The organism is Leclercia tamurae, from assembly GCF_025566055.1.
Taxonomy (GTDB): Bacteria; Pseudomonadota; Gammaproteobacteria; order Enterobacterales; family Enterobacteriaceae; genus Enterobacter; species Enterobacter tamurae.
Window position 1 is genome coordinate 303354 of record NZ_JAMHKS010000078.1, and the last position, 15859, is coordinate 319212.

Consider the following 15859-nt stretch of genomic DNA (forward strand, 5'->3'; position numbering starts at 1 on the left):
TATTCACAGGCTAAATTACAGAAAGCACAAAAAATCAGAGGATTCGTCAGGAATGCGATTCTGTTTTCTCCTTGTGGCCGCGCTATTTCTTGCAGGATGCAGCAGCCATCGCGCACCGCCGCCGAATGCGCGGCTGTCTGATTCTATCGCCGTGATTGCAGGCCTGAACGATCAGCTGCATAACTGGGGCGGCACCCCTTATCGCTACGGCGGCATGTCGCGTGGCGGAATTGATTGTTCGGGATTTGTGCTGCTGACTTTCCGCGATCGGTTTGCGCTCAAGCTGCCGCGCGAAACCCGCCAGCAGGCAACTATCGGCACCGAAATTGATAAAGACGATCTGCTCCCGGGCGACCTGGTATTCTTTAAAACCGGCTCCGGCGAAAGCGGGCTGCACGTCGGGATTTACGACACCGATAACCAGTTTATTCATGCCTCCACCAGCCGGGGGGTGATGCGTTCCTCTCTTAATAACGTTTACTGGCGCAAAAACTTCTGGCAAGCCCGGCGTATTTAGTCCTGTCGCGCCCCCTGGCGCGACATTTTCTTTCATCTGAAAATGAAATTCATTAGCCGGCCTTAATTGTGGAGAAATAGTTAGCCGCTGAATTAATTTGATGCAATTCTTGTTCTTAACGACAACTGGCTATTAAGCAGTATCCAGGATAAGATTATTTCAGGACTAAGGAAAATCCGAATATTTAATGGAACGAATGAAATTAATCTTATTAAAATCCATAAAGTTGAATTGCTTCAGCATATGTTTCAGGATGTCTTGTATCGTTTTTAAACCGGGTCGGACGCCATGATTGTGATGCTGGATATTGCTTATCAGTCTGAATTGTTATTACTCCCTGCGCGACAGGATTCTGGGGTGCTTACCGGTCTTGAAATAGTCGTGAACTTTGTCGGGGTGGATAATCAGGTCCGTATCCCGACGGAGCTGGTGCGCCCGTACCTGTCTCCCGCGCAAGAGCTGACGCTGTTTCAGGAACAGCTGGCAATGCTCGACAGCTGCAAACTCTTTTTTATTCAGCAACAGCTGACGGCATGGATAAATATCTCTCCGGTCATTGTTGAATACCTGTTAACGGAAGAAAATGGGGTTGCAATAGGTGAGCAACATCCGTGGCTGGAGTTCTGCATTAATGAGAATTATCCGGATCTGAATAAAGGCAATATGAATACGGCCTTGATGGACTTTGCCCTGCGTTTTCCTCTGGTGCTGGGCAATTTTGGCGCCGGGGATGCCTCCACTAAAGCCATTTTTGATGGCATGTTTAAACGTGTGGCGCTGGATAAAAACTTCATTCAACAGCATTTAAATGATAATACATTCGAGCTGTTATTACGGGCGATCATGACTCAGGTTTCGCCTTACTGTCAGTCGTTGATGGTGGCGGGCGTGGACGATGAGGTTGTCCTGCAGCGCCTGTCGACATTTGGCTTTAGCGCCATGCAGGGCGGGTTATGGCCTGCCGTTCCCCTTGAACGCATTACCACCCTGGTGCAGGGATAACCCTTTTCTTGCCTGGTGTTTAACATCTGATAAACCCACTACACTAAAAGCAGGAGGACCTATGACCCTGTCTTTTACCGCGCACTGGCATGACGAATTACCTGGTTTTTATACGGCTCTGCAACCCACTCCCCTGAATAATGCCCGCCTGATCTGGCATAACACGGCCCTGGCCGCCGAACTGGCGATCCCGGACTCGTTGTTTAGCCCCGAGCAGGGCGCTGGCGTCTTTGGCGGCGAAACCCTGCTGCCGGGCATGCAGCCGCTGGCCCAGGTTTACAGCGGCCATCAGTTCGGCGTCTGGGCCGGACAGCTGGGGGACGGGCGGGGGATCCTGCTCGGCGAACAGCAGCTTGCCAACGGGCAAACGATGGACTGGCACCTTAAAGGGGCCGGACTAACCCCTTATTCACGGATGGGCGACGGGCGCGCCGTGCTGCGCTCGACTATCCGCGAAAGCCTGGCCTCAGAAGCCATGCACTATCTCGGGATCCCCACCACCCGCGCGCTGTCGATCGTCACCAGCGACACGCCGGTGGCGCGTGAAACTATGGAGCAGGGGGCGATGCTGATCCGCACCGCTCAGAGCCACGCCCGCTTCGGTCATTTCGAGCACTTCTACTATCGCCGTGAGCCGGAGAAAGTTCGCCAGCTGGCGGATTTTGTCATCAAGCATCACTGGTCGCAGTTGCAGGATGATGCCGATAAATACATTCTTTGGTTCCGGGATGTGGTAGCGCGTACCGCCTCACTGATCGCCAGCTGGCAGACGGTCGGCTTTGCTCACGGGGTGATGAACACCGATAACATGTCGATCCTCGGTCTGACGATGGATTACGGCCCGTACGGTTTCCTTGACGACTACCAGCCGGGCTATATCTGTAACCACTCCGACTATCAGGGCCGCTACAGCTTTGATAATCAGCCGGCAGTGGGCGTGTGGAACCTGCAGCGTCTGGCGCAGTCCCTGTCACCGTTTATCGATGTTGACGCCCTCAACGACGCGCTGGATGGCTATCAGGAGGTGCTGCTGCAGCAGTACGGCAAACTGATGCGCCGCAAGCTGGGGCTGATGACTCAGGAGAAGGGCGACAATGAACTTCTGAATACCCTGTTTGCGTTGATGGCACGGGAAGGCAGTGACTACACCCGCACCTTCCGTATGCTGGGGCAAACCGAGCAGCAGAGCGCTGCCTCACCGTTGCGTGACGAGTTTATCGACCGGCAGGCCTTTGATGACTGGTTTGCGACTTATCGCACGCGTCTCCAGCAGGAGAACATCGCCGATGATGAACGTCAGGCGCAGATGAATGCCGTTAATCCGGCAATGGTGCTGCGCAACTGGCTGGCACAGCGGGCGATTGAGCAGGCGGAGAAAGGGGATTACGCCGAGCTGCACCGTTTACACGAAGCCCTGCGGACGCCGTTTATCGATCGCAGCGATGATTATGTCAGCCGCCCACCTGACTGGGGTAAGCGGCTGGAAGTGAGTTGCTCAAGCTAAGAGACGAGAAACACCTGGGGGGTAGTGTTCAATGGATGCTGCCCCACATGAACCTGCGCCCCGTACCAGCGCGCCAGGTCATCAGCCTGCAGCACCGCCGACGGCGTTCCCTGAGAGACAATTTCCCCCTCATGCAGGAGCACAATCCGGTCGGCCCATAAGGCGGCCAGATTGAGATCGTGCAGCACCACGCAGACGTGCAAATTCCTTTGCGCAGTCAACGCCTTCAGCAGGCGCAGCAGATGCTGCTGGTGGTAAAGATCTAACGCCGAGGTCGGCTCATCGAGAAACAACCAGCCCCGCGGTGCGCCGTCGCACCACAGCTGCGCCAGCGCCCGGGCGAGCTGAACGCGCTGCTGCTCTCCCCCCGACAGGGCCCCATACTGACGACCGGCCAGCGGCTGACAGCCGGTAAGCTGCATCACCTCGCTGACGATCTGCGGCTCAGGCTGCCCCGTCCAGGGGGCACGTCCCATCCCGATCACCGCTTCCACCGGCCAGTCAAAGCCCAGCTGAGTTTGCTGGCGCATTACTGCCCGCTGGCGCGATAACGCCTGGGTGCTCCATCCCGCCAGCGGTTTTCCGTTCAGCAGACAGCGCCCGGCATCCGGCTTAAGAAAGCCGGTTAACAGGCGCAGCAGGGTCGATTTCCCTGCGCCGTTGGGGCCGATCAGCGCCACCAGCTCGCCCCGGGCGAGCGACAGGGTGACGTCACGCACTACCGCCCGGCCTGCCACGCGGTAAGACAAGCCTTCAGCAATAAAGGATTCACCCATGCTGGCCTCCACGGCGGAAAATTAGCCACAGGAACCAGGGGGCACCAAGAATGCTGGTCAGCAATCCCACCGGCATCTCCGCCGGAGCGACCAGCGTCCGCGCGGCGGTATCGGCGATCAGCAGCAGAAACGCCCCCGCCAGTACCGAGCCGGGGATCACCGCCCGGTGATCGGAGCCCAGCCACATCCGCATCAGGTGCGGCACCACCAGGCCAATAAAACCAATCACTCCGCTGACCGCCACCGCGGCGGCCACCAGCAGGGCGCTGCACAGGAGCAACACACGCTGAACGAGCCGCACGTCGATACCCAGATAGTGTGCTTCCTCCTCGCCCAGTTGCAGCAGATTCAGGGCCGATGCCAGCCGCCAGATCACCAGCACGGTGGGGATCATCAGCGAGGTGACCGCCAGCAGAGTGGACCACTGGGCCTGGCCGAGGCTGCCCATGCCCCACAGTGAGAGCTGGCGCAGCTGGGCGTCATTGCTGACCCAGGAGAGTACGCCCACCGCCGCGCCGCACAGGGCGTTGATGGCGATCCCCACCAGCAGCAGCCGCGAGAGCGAACTCTCCCGCTGCTGGCTTAGCAAGAAGATCACGATTGTTGCCGCCAGCGCGCCGAGAAAGGCCGCCAGCATCGGGGCGTAAAGCATCAGCAGAGCGGGAAGGGTTATCGGCAACACCACCCACAGCGCGACGGCGCAGGCGGCACCGCTGCTGATCCCCAGCAATCCGGGGTCGGCGAGGGGGTTGCGGAACAGCCCCTGCATCACGCAGCCCGCCAGCGACAGCGAGCCGCCAATCACCAGCGCCAGCAGCACCCGCGGCAGGCGAATGGTGAGCCAGATCTGGCGCAGCGCCTCGTCACTGTTGCTCCACAGCAAAGTCACCGGCAGGCGCAACGCGCCAAAACCGGTGGCCAGCAGCGTCATCACCGCCAGCGCCATTGCCAGTCCCCACAGGGAATAGCCGATCCGGCGAGGCATCAGGGCAACTGCCCGGCTTTGCTGCGCAGCTGCCCGATGGCCTGCGGAGTGCGCACGCTAAACCCGAGCAGCGCCATATCGTCAATCTGCAACACCTGTTTATTACGCCCCGCCGGGGTTTGCGCCAGACCTGGCAGCTTCCACAGATTCGCTTCTCCGCCCATCGCCTTTACGCCATCCTGTGAAATCACCACCAGATCGGGCTGGCTGGCAATCACCCCTTCCTGGGAGAGCGGCTGATAGCGGGAGAACCCCTGCATGGCGTTTTGCAGACCGGCCGCGCGGATCGCCGCATCGGCACCGGTATCCTGCCCGGCGGCCATGGCGGTCATCCCGCCGTGGTTGAGGATAAACAGCACCCGTTTATTGATCGGTGAGGTGGGCAGTGCGGCCAGCTCCTGCTGCAGGCGCTGGCGTAAGGCTTCCCCTTGTGCAACGCGGTGCGTCGCCTGGGCCACCACCCGCACTTTCTCGTCGATTACGCTGAGGGCGTTACTGCCCGGCACCGTCACCACATTAACCTGACTCTGCCCGACCTGTTTCAGGGCCAGAGACGGTTGCGCCTGGGCGCTGGCTAACACCAGCGTCGGGCGCATCGCCAGGATCCCCTCGGCATTGAGCTGGCGCAGGTAGCCCACGTCCGGCAGGGCGGTGACCTGCTCCGGCCACTGGCTGGTGCTGTCGCGCGCCACCAGCGAACCTTCGGCCCCCAGGGCGTAGACAATCTCCGTCACGTCGCCGCCGAGGGCAACGATCTTCTCCTGCGCGGCGCCAAAGGCGGCCAGCGGGAGCGCGACAAAGACAGCGAGCAGTTTTCTCATGCGGCCAGCCCTTTTACCGTCAGGGCGTCGATCTGTGAACGCCACTGTCTCTGCTCTGGCTCGCCTTCCGTGCGCTGACCGTACAGCTGGGCGATCTGGGTCCCGTCGGCGGCAAAGAGTTCGAGGCTGGTGACATGGCCATCGGCGGTGGGTTTGCGCGTCACCCAGCTTTCGGCGATGGTCTCCTCCAGCAGATGCAGGGTAAAGGCCGGGTTGAAGATGTTCAGCCAGCCCTTCATCGGCACCACCTTCTCGACCGCGCCGGTGAAGATCTGCACGCAACCGCGGTTGCCGACGAAAATCATGATCTCGTTGCCATCCTCACGGGCGCTATTCAGCAGCCGGGACAGGGCGCTGTTATCCACCTGACAGGCCAGATCGTCGCCCACCAGGCGGAACGCCTGCTGACGGGTCAGACTGTGGCGCTTCAGCAGGCCGAAGAACTGGTGCACGTCGGTCATGGCGCGCCACTCGCTGTCCACCGTTGGCGCATCAGCGCTGGCCACGTTGACTGCCGGATCGGCAGCTTTCAGCGCCAGCGGCGGGTTATCGGCGAAGATAAAGCGCGACAGCACGTCGCCCCAGGCTGAGACGTCGGTGTTATCGGTGGTGTAGACCTTCAGCAGGGCGTCGCCCTGATGGTCGAAAAACTGGATACTCTGACGTTCGCCGCGGGCGGTGGTCTCGGTGATATGAAACGCGCTGGCCCACTGGTGGAGGAACAGACGCAGATCCAGGGCGCGCGGGTTGAGTACCAGTCCGGCGTGGCCATTCAGGTGCTGATGGGTAAAGGTACCTACCTGCTCGTGGACCGCGTACTGGTTACGGCAGATGCATTTGGTTTCGCCCACGGCTTCCAGCGCGCCGAGGATCTCGCGGATGTCGCCGTGCAGACGCCACGCATCGTGGCCTACCCGGGCCCAGGTCAGTTCGGCTTCGCTGATGTTCATCAGAGCAGCGATATCACGCGCGTATTTCCCGGGATTCTGTTCTTTTAGTTCAAGCCAGCGTGTGTAGTGATTCATTCTCTCTTCCTTCGGGATAAATGCCCCGGCAGAACCGGGGCAGGGTAATTACCACTGATAACTCACGAAAATCTTGCCGTTGCGGCCATCCTGCGGGATGCCCTGCGGAGACCAGTACTCTTTGTCGAAAGCGTTGCCGAGCACCAGGGTGGTGGTCACCCCTTTCAGCGCCTGCTGCCCCTGATAGCTGACGTAGAAATCATTCACCGCGTAGCCCGGCTGGTGGCTGTAGCTGCTGCTCACATGGGTGGAACGATCGGCGAAGGTGCCGATCCAGCCGACGCTAAAGCCGCTCTGCGCCAGCGGGACATCCAGCTTGCTGGAGACGGTGTCCGGACTGATGCTGGAGATGTACTCGCCGGTGTCGCTGTCTTTGCCGCGGGTGCGGTTATAGGCCAGGTCGAGGTTGAACAGGCTGGCGGAGTATTTCGCCATCAGGTCCCAGCCCCAGATTTTGGCGTTCGGCACGTTGTACGACATGGTGGTCGCAGCGGCAAAATCGACGGTGGTGGAGATGTAATCTTTGGCATGGGTATCAAAGTAGCTGGCTTTGAACTCCAGTGCATCGTTAGCCAGCAGTAGATCGTCAAAGCGTAGACCAAACCCGTACTCCTGGGTTTCGTTGGTTTCCGGGCGCAGGTTCGGGTTCGGCACCCAGTAGTTGGTGTAGAACCGGCCAATGGAGAAGTGTTTGGCGTCGTTATACATTTCGCCCATCGTCGGGGCGCGGAAGGCCTGGGCATAAGAGCCGAACAGCATCAGCCAGTCCGCCGGCGCCACGGTGATCCCGGCGCGCGAGGACCATTTATCGGCGTCCACATCGTCGTAGCCCTCGCTGCTGCCGCTGTAGTTATCGTAGCGGGTACCGCCCAGCAGGGTGATCGGCAGATCGCGCAGGGTGATCTCATCCTGGATCCAGCCGGAGCTGAAATCGATGCTCGCATCCGGGAAGCCGGTAGTGGCACCGGACGGCTCCTGCTCCTGACGGTAATACTCCCCGCCGTAGGTCAGCAGGTGCGAGGCGAAGGAGTCGGCGAACAGGCGGGTGCGGTTCTCCACTTTGCCGCCTTTGGTGGTCTGCTGGCGGAATTCGCCGCTGCCGTCGATGTTCTGGGCATTGATTCGTGCCTCAGACCAGTAGAGGCGGGCATCGGCGTTCAGCCAGTTGTTGCCCGCCGGGGCGAGGTGATACCCGAGCTGGACGTCCCGCTGAATGGTGGAGCGGTCGGTCATCGGGTTGCTGCTGTCGTCCGCCTCGATGGTCTGCGGATTTTTCGGCTCCTGCGCCGCGTTATTGTAGTAACGCAGCGAGCCGTTCAGGGACTGGGCCTCGTCCATCTGCCAGCTGCCTTTCGCCAGCATGTTGTTGATCGATTCGTCATTCGGCGCAGTGCCGCCACCGCCCTGGCGGATATCTCCGCGATCCCGGCTCGACCAGGCCACCAGACCGTCGAGGGTGTCGGTACGGCCAAAGGCGCTGGCCCCCATGCCGAGGCTATGATCGCCGGTGGCGGCGGTACCAAACACGCGGTAGCCGCTGGTTTGTCCGGCCTGGAGCAGATCTTTCGCGTCGGCGGTGTCATAGGCGATCACCCCGCCCATTGCGCCGCTGCCGTACAGCAGCGCCGAGGGTCCGCGCACGATCTCGATACGCTTGATCAGCGCCGGGTCGAGGAAGGTGCTGTTCAGGTGACCGGTATCGGTGCCCTGACGCACGCCGTCCACCAGCACCAGTACGCCGCGACGATCGTATCCGCGCAGATTGACGTCCTGGCCATTGGTGCGCCCGGTGCCGTCGAGAGTCAGGCCGGGCACGTGGCGCAGCAGATCGGCGGCGGAGCTGGCGGTTTGATTTTCCGGGTCGGTAGCATCAATGACGCTGACCATCATCGGCGCTTCAAAGGCGCTGCGGGCATTGCCGGTGGCGGTAACGGTCATGTCGTCGGTGGCGGCAATCGCCGCGCCCGGCAGGGCACTGACAATCGCCAGCGCCAGCAGCGACGGGCGTAAAGATGCGGTATTCAGGTATGGCATGAGCCACTCTCCATTTAAAAGTGAAAAGCGCTGGCTGCCTGGGGGAACCTGGGTGGCTGGCGGGGGGAACTTATTTTGTGAGGATCAATTTTCCGGCATGTGTCTGACGCAACAGGTAGTGCTGGCCGTCATGCTCAATTATGACGCGGCCTTCCTCGCCCAACAGCTGTTTACTGTCGATGCGACGGTCGGTTGCGCCTGGGGCAGGCTGTGTTTTGTCTTCAGGACGAGTGAGCGTTGCTGCAGTGTTATCCATACGTGACATAATGTTTTTCAAAATAGCAATCAATGTAACAATGATAATCATTATCAACAAATCGATTTTGACGGCAAGCGTTTTATGAAAAAACAGTGAGGTAGGAATGGTGCGGCCTGGGAAAAAGCCGGGTAAGGCGAAGCCGCCACCCGGCATGGCTTTTAAAAACGACTGTCGACTGCCGAGGCAAGTTTATCCAGCAACACCTCGGTATCTTCCCAGCTCAGGCAAGGGTCGGTAATTGACTGACCGTAGGTGATGGGCTGACCGACCACCACTTTTTGCGTGCCTTCGCGCAGGAAGCTTTCGGCCATGATCCCGGCGATAGCGGTTGAGCCGTTGCGGATCTGCTGGCAAATCTCATCGCAGACGTCCAGCTGACGGCGGTGCTGTTTCTGGCAGTTGCCGTGGCTGAAATCCACCACCAGCTGCTCGGGCAGGTCGAACTCACGCAGGGTATCGCAGGCTTCCGCCAGATCCTGAGAGTGATAATTCGGCTGCTTGCCGCCGCGCATGATGATGTGCCCGTACGGGTTGCCGCTGGTCTGATAGATAGTCATCTGACCATTCTTGTCCGGCGACAGGAACATGTGGCTGGCGCGGGCGGCGCGGATGGCGTCCACCGCGATGCGGGTATTGCCGTCGGTACCGTTTTTAAAGCCCACCGGACAGGAGAGCGCCGAGGCCATTTCACGGTGGATCTGGCTTTCGGTGGTGCGAGCCCCAATGGCCCCCCAGCTAATCAGGTCGGCGATAAACTGACCGGTCACCATATCGAGGAATTCGGTGGCAGTCGGCACGCCCAGCTCGTTAACCTGCAACAGCAGCTTACGCGCCAGCTGAATGCCGTGATTCACCCTGTAACTGCCGTTTAGATCAGGGTCGGAGATCAGCCCTTTCCAGCCCACCACGGTGCGCGGCTTCTCGAAGTAGGTGCGCATCACGATTTCCAGAAGAGAATGGTGCTTATCCCGCAGCCCTTTCAGGCGTTGGGCATAGTCCATTGCGGCATCAAGATCGTGAATAGAGCAGGGGCCAACAATCACCAGCAGGCGGCGATCTTCCCCGTTAAGGATTTTTTCAATACGTTTGCGTGACGTTGTCACGTTTTCTGCCACTGCCGCAGAAACAGGGTACCGCTGGGCCAGTTCAGCTGGCGTCACCAGGCTATCGATACGCGCTGTGCGCAGTTCATCGGTTTTGTTCATGGTATTTCTCAGAATGTAGTGCTTCAACGGTAACTTACCGGGAAGTGATGGGCATCACCTTAAACCAATCCCCGCTGAATTCAAGTGCAGGGCACAAGCGGTGCCCTGTTGTGGGGTGGGAGTATAAAGGATTATGGACTGATGTACTAGTCGATTAGTACATGCGACGGTTGAGGCCCATAATGTCGAGGATTTTGGTGGCGATCTCTTCTACCGAATAGTTGGTACTGTTCAGACACGGAATGTTGTTTTTCCGGTACAGGGCTTCGACTTCGGCGACTTCCAGACGGCACTGACGCATTGAGGCGTAGCGGCTGTTCTCCCGGCGCTCTTCGCGGATCGCCGCCAGCCGTTCCGGGTTAATGGTCAGACCGAAGAGCTTATGCTGCAGGGGTTTAAGCGCCGCCGGGAGAACGAGATTGTCCATGTCGTCGGCAATAAAGGGGTAGTTTGCGGCGCGGATCCCGAACTGAAGCGCCAGATAGAGGCTGGTGGGGGTTTTCCCGCAACGGGAAACGCCGAGCAGAATGACCTGGGCCTGATCGAGGTTACGCATCGAAATACCGTCGTCGTGGGCGAGGGTGTAATCAATGGCGGCGATACGGGCGTCATACTTGATGATATTCGCCGGGTTCAGGCCGTGGGTACGGTGTGCCACCGGGGTCGGATCCAGCTTCAGCTCCTCCTGCAACGGGGCCACCAGCGCCTGGACAATGTCCTGACAGAAGCCTTCACTTTGCAGAATGATATTGCGGATTTCCGGGATCACAATCGAGTAGAACACCAGCGGACGCTCACCGGTCTGCTGGAAAATGGCGTCAATTTGATCTTTCACCGCTCGGGCACGGCTCTCGTTTTCCACGAACGGCAGCGTGATGCTGTTGATAGAGACCGGGAATTGCGACATCACCGCATGGCCCAACACTTCGGCGGTGATTGCCGTACCATCGGAAATATAAAAAACGTGGCGATCGACAGCATTATCCATTTTGCACACTCTGTATATCAGATGTAATTGACTGAAAGCATAAATTAAAAAAGTAAAATACAACAGTCAACGCCGGACGGAAATTAAAAATGAAACGCTATTTTTATTTTTAATGAAAGGGGTGTTTCATTTTTCAAAATCACCCTAAAGTCTGAGTTTTTTTGTGGGATTCTATAAGAATCATCAGGTTAGGATTTAAGCGGGAACAGTCTGAAAAGCTAAAAAATAAAAGTGCTTACACGATTCACCGTTTTTTTAGCGCGAATAAATATGACAGTATAAATACGCAGTAAGGAGTTTCTTAAAACCCGTTCATATATCACAAAAGGATTGTTTCGATGTCCAACAATGGCTCGTCACCGCTGGTGCTTTGGTATAACCAACTCGGCATGAATGATGTAGACAGAGTTGGAGGCAAAAATGCCTCCCTGGGTGAAATGATTACGAATCTGTCCAGTATGGGTGTCTCCGTACCGAATGGATTTGCGACTACCGCCGATGCCTTTAACTATTTTCTGGACCAAAGCGGCGTAAACCAGCGCATTTACGAACTACTGGATAACACGGACATTGATGATGTCTCTGAGCTTGCAAAGGCCGGGACCCAAATCCGCCAGTGGATTATCGATACACCTTTCCAGCCTGAACTGGAACAAGCCATTCACGACGCCTACAACCAGCTCTCTGCTGATGATGCGCAGGCCTCCTTTGCCGTGCGCTCCTCCGCCACCGCAGAAGATATGCCGGACGCCTCGTTCGCCGGGCAGCAGGAGACCTTCCTCAACGTGCAGGGCTACGATGCCGTGCTGGTGGCAGTAAAACATGTGTTCGCCTCCCTGTTTAACGACCGCGCGATCTCCTACCGCGTACATCAGGGTTATGACCACCGCGGCGTGGCGCTGTCGGCTGGCGTGCAGCGCATGGTGCGTTCGGATCTGGCCTCGTCAGGCGTGATGTTCTCTATTGATACCGAATCGGGCTTCGATCAGGTGGTCTTTATCACCTCCGCCTGGGGTCTTGGCGAGATGGTGGTGCAGGGTGCCGTTAACCCGGACGAGTTCTACGTTCACAAGCCAACTCTGGCAGCGGATCGCCCGGCTATCGTGCGTCGCACCATGGGCTCGAAAAAAATCCGCATGATCTATGCTCCGACTCAGGAGCATGGCAAGCAGGTGCGAATTGAAGATGTGCCGCAGGAGCAGTGTGACCGCTTCTCCCTGACCGATGCCGAAGTGCAGGAGCTGGCGAAGCAGGCGGTGCAGATCGAGAAGCACTATGGCCGTCCGATGGATATCGAATGGGCCAAAGATGGCAACACCGGCAAACTGTTTATCGTCCAGGCGCGACCTGAAACCGTGCGTTCCCGCGGTCAGGTGATGGAACGTTATACGCTGCATGCCCAGGGCAATATCATCGCGGAAGGCCGCGCCATCGGCCACCGCATCGGCGCTGGTCCGGTGAAGGTGATCCACGACATCAGCGAAATGAACCGTATCCAGCCGGGCGACGTGCTGGTGACCGACATGACCGACCCGGACTGGGAACCGATCATGAAAAAGGCTGCGGCGATTGTCACCAACCGTGGCGGGCGTACCTGTCACGCGGCAATCATCGCCCGTGAGCTGGGCATCCCGGCCGTAGTGGGCTGCGGTGACGCCACCGAGCGCATGAAGGATGACCAGAACGTCACCGTCTCCTGTGCCGAAGGCGATACTGGCTACGTCTACGCCGAGATCCTCGACTTTAGCGTCAAGAGCTCCAGCGTTGACACCATGCCGGACCTGCCGCTGAAGATCATGATGAACGTCGGTAACCCGGACCGCGCCTTTGACTTCGCCTGCCTGCCTAACGAAGGCGTTGGCCTGGCGCGTCTGGAGTTCATCATCAACCGCATGATCGGGGTTCACCCTCGCGCGCTGCTGGAGTTTGACGACCAGGATCCGAAGCTGCAGAAAGAGATCCGCGAGATGATGAAGGGCTACGACTCGCCGAAAGAGTTCTACGTTGGCCGTCTGACCGAAGGGATCGCTACCCTGGGCGCAGCCTTCTACCCGAAACGCGTCATTGTGCGTCTCTCCGACTTCAAATCTAACGAATATGCCAACCTGGTGGGCGGCGAGCGTTACGAGCCGGAAGAAGAGAACCCGATGCTGGGCTTCCGCGGCGCCGGTCGTTACGTCTCTGACAGCTTCCGCGACTGCTTTGCGCTGGAGTGCGACGCGGTGAAACGCGTGCGTAACGAGATGGGGCTGACCAACGTCGAAATCATGGTGCCGTTCGTGCGTACCGTCGATCAGGCGAAAGCGGTTGTCGACGAGTTGGCCCGTCAGGGGCTGAAGCGCGGCGAGAACGGTCTCAAAATCATCATGATGTGTGAGATCCCGTCCAACGCCCTGCTGGCGGATCAGTTCCTGGAGCACTTCGATGGCTTCTCTATCGGCTCCAACGATATGACGCAGCTGGCGCTGGGCCTGGATCGTGACTCTGGCGTAGTCTCTGCGCTGTTTGATGAGCGTAACGAGGCGGTCAAAGCGCTGCTGTCGATGGCCATCCGCGCGGCGAAGAAACAGGGTAAATATGTTGGCATCTGCGGTCAGGGACCTTCTGACCATGAAGACTTTGCTGCCTGGCTGATGGAAGAGGGGATCGACAGTCTGTCCCTGAACCCGGACACCGTGGTGCAAACCTGGCTGAGCCTGGCGGAACTGAACAAGTAACGTCACGCTTCTGCAACGCATAAAGGCGAGGACTTTGGTCCTCGCCTTTTTTATGTTTCATGCTTATTTGCACCTCATCGCAATTGCGCCAGTATGATTGTCACTTGTTATGACATAACATCTATCCCTATTCAGGAATATCAATCACGGTTAATGGTAATATAAACAGAGATAGAGCACTGACGTTAATCGTTGTGTTATCACCGTGTTTGCCTGCGCGATTTAAATAAAAATTTCAAGTGCTTAAAAAATAGCCAGATCTTTTAACGCTGTTTTTATTTGATGTATTTGTGCTATTCAGGGCCGTTAGCGTTGACTGTTTTTTCTTGTAAGAACATTCTTAATGAGCGACGTCAGGAGCTAAGAGGTAATTACTATTAACGCACGATGGCCTTTTTCTTTGTTGCAGAACAATCCAGGCATAAGAATGTCTATTCGTACTATTCAGGATGTTATTTCGCAAGAGATCACATCCCAATAGAGAATTATATACGGAAGTATTAATGCTAAAGCATTAGATTGTTTATGCTCCGGGTTATATAGCCCACTTGAGATTTAAGGTTGTCGCGTTTAATGAGTTGATTGTGCTTCTTCAGCGATAGCAAATAGTTGATTACGCGCCGGGGTCATTCTCATGAATATGATTACCCCGCGCTGTTCTATTAATTTAAGTGTGGAATTCAAAAATGAAACGTTCTTTTTTAGGTTTACTTATTCTTTGCTCTTTTGCTGCCTCCGCTCACGGTGGTCACGGTGGTCACGGTGGTCACGGTGGTGGCCATATGGGCGGGCATTCTTTTAATAATCATTCGTTTAATAATCATTCTTTCAATGGCCATAATGTTAATGATCGTAAAGCCAGCCGCATTGATAATGGGCACACCTTTAACGGCTTTGCGCGTGGCTCAATCAATATGGGTGACACCACTCGTACTGTGGCTGTGAACGACGGTGCGATAGTGGGTACCAAAACGACCACTATTGGTAATGTCACCCGAATGGAAAGTAACGTTATTTCTACAGACTATCGCTCTCATTCTGTAGCGGTAACCAATGGCACTAAGACGGCCGTGGCAACGGGTAGCTATAAAGACGGTATGGGTGGTATCAGTGTGCATGGCGTGAATGATGGTGTGAATACTGTCGGTCATGTCTCTCTTTACAACGATGTTGCAAATGCGGCCTATCGCACCAGTGTAGTGAAAAACGATGAAGTGACTCGTGTTGGCGTTAACGTTGTATCTCCAACTCAGCGCTCACATATGGTTGATGTGAAAAGTGGTGACTACTCACATGTCCACACGCGTGGTTACATTGGCACTGAAGAGGTCGGTCGTGGCTGGAACAAGTCAGTTACCACAGAAGGCCAGTATGGTTTTGAACGTTCTGTTGATGATAAAGGCATTGCAACTGTCGCTGCCTATGGCCCAGCTCATTACGCTGAAATTGTCGCCAATCTGGAAACGGGTAAATACAAAGAGTTTACTGATATTACTCCACCGACGCCTGTACCAACCCCTGAGCCTGTGCCAACCCCTATAGTGGATCCGGTTGTACCTGTAACCCCTGACACGCCATCTACTCCTGTGGCGCCTGTTACTCCTGATACTCCTGTGGCTCCGGTTAATCCAGTTACACCTGACATGCCTGTTAACGCTCACATCTCATACGTGAATGCTGACAACGACTTTGTTTTATATTGGTGGAATGTATAACGAAGAGTAGTGCTGTAAGAGCAGTCCCCCTGGCGGGTGTCGCTGTCCGTCATTATCGTCAGTGGGGGCCCGCAGCACAGGCAGGAGCATTAATTTTATTATAAAAAAAAGCCCATCGTGGGAGATGGGCAAAGACTACACACAGCAATTCGTTGTTTCACTCAGGGGATTTCCATGCTTATAAATCAAGGTGTTGTTGATTCATAACCGTGACCTAATAGTAGGCATGGTGAATTTTTGCGTCGATCAGATTCGTCTCAATAGTTTAAAGAAAGTGAAGATTTTATGAGGGGAATGAGGCAATTGCAGAT

General features: G+C 56.6%; 13 protein-coding genes and 1 other RNA gene. 5 read left to right on the top strand and 9 right to left on the bottom strand.

Features of this window, described 5'->3' with window-relative positions:
- The first annotated feature begins 52 nt into the window (after positions 1-52).
- From M8318_RS21370 to selO, 3 genes are all read left to right on the top strand, one after another.
- Positions 53-517, top strand: a complete 465-nt coding sequence (locus M8318_RS21370) for an NlpC/P60 family protein (protein WP_106993640.1) — start codon at positions 53-55, stop codon at positions 515-517.
- 288 nt (positions 518-805) lie between these two features.
- The gene (locus M8318_RS21375) at positions 806-1519 is read left to right on the top strand and encodes an EAL domain-containing protein (protein WP_262664404.1); all 714 of its coding nucleotides are present in this window, start codon (positions 806-808) and stop codon (positions 1517-1519) included.
- Positions 1520-1580: 61 nt separating this feature from the next.
- Positions 1581-3023 carry a protein adenylyltransferase SelO gene (gene selO, locus M8318_RS21380; protein ID WP_262664405.1) on the top strand — a complete coding sequence of 481 codons (1443 nt, stop codon included), beginning with the start codon at positions 1581-1583 and terminating at the stop codon, positions 3021-3023.
- Here the strand turns inward: selO and M8318_RS21385 are convergent.
- From M8318_RS21385 to ppsR, 8 genes are all read right to left on the bottom strand, one after another.
- Positions 3020-3799, bottom strand: a complete 780-nt coding sequence (locus tag M8318_RS21385) for a heme ABC transporter ATP-binding protein (protein WP_262664406.1) — start codon at positions 3797-3799, stop codon at positions 3020-3022. The genes selO and M8318_RS21385 overlap by 4 nt on opposite strands.
- Entirely contained in the window at positions 3792-4784 is a 993-nt protein-coding gene (locus tag M8318_RS21390) for a FecCD family ABC transporter permease (protein ID WP_262664407.1), read from the bottom strand. The genes M8318_RS21385 and M8318_RS21390 overlap by 8 nt, the downstream gene beginning before the upstream one ends.
- On the bottom strand, positions 4784-5605 hold the full coding sequence (locus tag M8318_RS21395) for a heme/hemin ABC transporter substrate-binding protein (protein WP_262664408.1): 822 nt from the start codon (positions 5603-5605) through the stop codon (positions 4784-4786). Before M8318_RS21395 ends, M8318_RS21390 begins: the two co-directional genes overlap by 1 nt.
- Positions 5602-6630, bottom strand: a complete 1029-nt coding sequence (gene chuS, locus M8318_RS21400) for a hematinate-forming heme oxygenase ChuS (RefSeq protein WP_262664409.1) — start codon at positions 6628-6630, stop codon at positions 5602-5604. Before chuS ends, M8318_RS21395 begins: the two co-directional genes overlap by 4 nt.
- Positions 6631-6678: 48 nt before the next feature.
- Positions 6679-8664, bottom strand: coding sequence for a TonB-dependent hemoglobin/transferrin/lactoferrin family receptor (locus tag M8318_RS21405; protein WP_262664410.1), 1986 nt, complete (start codon positions 8662-8664; stop codon positions 6679-6681).
- A 70-nt stretch (positions 8665-8734) separates the two neighbouring features.
- Positions 8735-8971 (bottom strand): hemin uptake protein HemP, encoded by a 237-nt coding sequence (gene hemP, locus M8318_RS21410; RefSeq protein ID WP_181247255.1) that lies wholly within the window; start codon positions 8969-8971, stop codon positions 8735-8737.
- Positions 8972-9081: 110 nt separating this feature from the next.
- Positions 9082-10128, bottom strand: coding sequence for a 3-deoxy-7-phosphoheptulonate synthase AroH (gene aroH, locus M8318_RS21415; protein WP_262664412.1), 1047 nt, complete (start codon positions 10126-10128; stop codon positions 9082-9084).
- Between the two features lie 154 nt (positions 10129-10282).
- Positions 10283-11116, bottom strand: coding sequence for a posphoenolpyruvate synthetase regulatory kinase/phosphorylase PpsR (ppsR, locus tag M8318_RS21420; RefSeq protein ID WP_262664413.1), 834 nt, complete (start codon positions 11114-11116; stop codon positions 10283-10285).
- 338 nt (positions 11117-11454) lie between these two features.
- On the opposite strand from ppsR, the gene ppsA reads away from it, so the two are divergent.
- Positions 11455-13833 carry a phosphoenolpyruvate synthase gene (gene ppsA, locus M8318_RS21425; protein WP_262664414.1) on the top strand — a complete coding sequence of 793 codons (2379 nt, stop codon included), beginning with the start codon at positions 11455-11457 and terminating at the stop codon, positions 13831-13833.
- A 686-nt stretch (positions 13834-14519) separates the two neighbouring features.
- Positions 14520-15548, top strand: coding sequence for a hypothetical protein (locus tag M8318_RS21430; RefSeq protein ID WP_262664415.1), 1029 nt, complete (start codon positions 14520-14522; stop codon positions 15546-15548).
- Positions 15549-15648: 100 nt separating this feature from the next.
- On the opposite strand, the gene rprA is transcribed toward M8318_RS21430, so the two are convergent.
- Positions 15649-15759: antisense sRNA RprA (gene rprA, locus M8318_RS21435), an RNA gene on the bottom strand.
- Positions 15760-15859: the final 100 nt, after the last annotated feature.

Coding starts and splice junctions, on each gene's coding strand:
- M8318_RS21370 (WP_106993640.1), top strand. CDS start 53: ATGCGATTCTGTTTTCTCCTTGTGGCCGCGCTATTTCTTGCAGGATGC.
- M8318_RS21375 (WP_262664404.1), top strand. CDS start 806: ATGATTGTGATGCTGGATATTGCTTATCAGTCTGAATTGTTATTACTC.
- selO (WP_262664405.1), top strand. CDS start 1,581: ATGACCCTGTCTTTTACCGCGCACTGGCATGACGAATTACCTGGTTTT.
- M8318_RS21385 (WP_262664406.1), bottom strand. CDS start 3,799: ATGGGTGAATCCTTTATTGCTGAAGGCTTGTCTTACCGCGTGGCAGGC.
- M8318_RS21390 (WP_262664407.1), bottom strand. CDS start 4,784: ATGCCTCGCCGGATCGGCTATTCCCTGTGGGGACTGGCAATGGCGCTG.
- M8318_RS21395 (WP_262664408.1), bottom strand. CDS start 5,605: ATGAGAAAACTGCTCGCTGTCTTTGTCGCGCTCCCGCTGGCCGCCTTT.
- chuS (WP_262664409.1), bottom strand. CDS start 6,630: ATGAATCACTACACACGCTGGCTTGAACTAAAAGAACAGAATCCCGGG.
- M8318_RS21405 (WP_262664410.1), bottom strand. CDS start 8,664: ATGCCATACCTGAATACCGCATCTTTACGCCCGTCGCTGCTGGCGCTG.
- hemP (WP_181247255.1), bottom strand. CDS start 8,971: ATGATTATCATTGTTACATTGATTGCTATTTTGAAAAACATTATGTCA.
- aroH (WP_262664412.1), bottom strand. CDS start 10,128: ATGAACAAAACCGATGAACTGCGCACAGCGCGTATCGATAGCCTGGTG.
- ppsR (WP_262664413.1), bottom strand. CDS start 11,116: ATGGATAATGCTGTCGATCGCCACGTTTTTTATATTTCCGATGGTACG.
- ppsA (WP_262664414.1), top strand. CDS start 11,455: ATGTCCAACAATGGCTCGTCACCGCTGGTGCTTTGGTATAACCAACTC.
- M8318_RS21430 (WP_262664415.1), top strand. CDS start 14,520: ATGAAACGTTCTTTTTTAGGTTTACTTATTCTTTGCTCTTTTGCTGCC.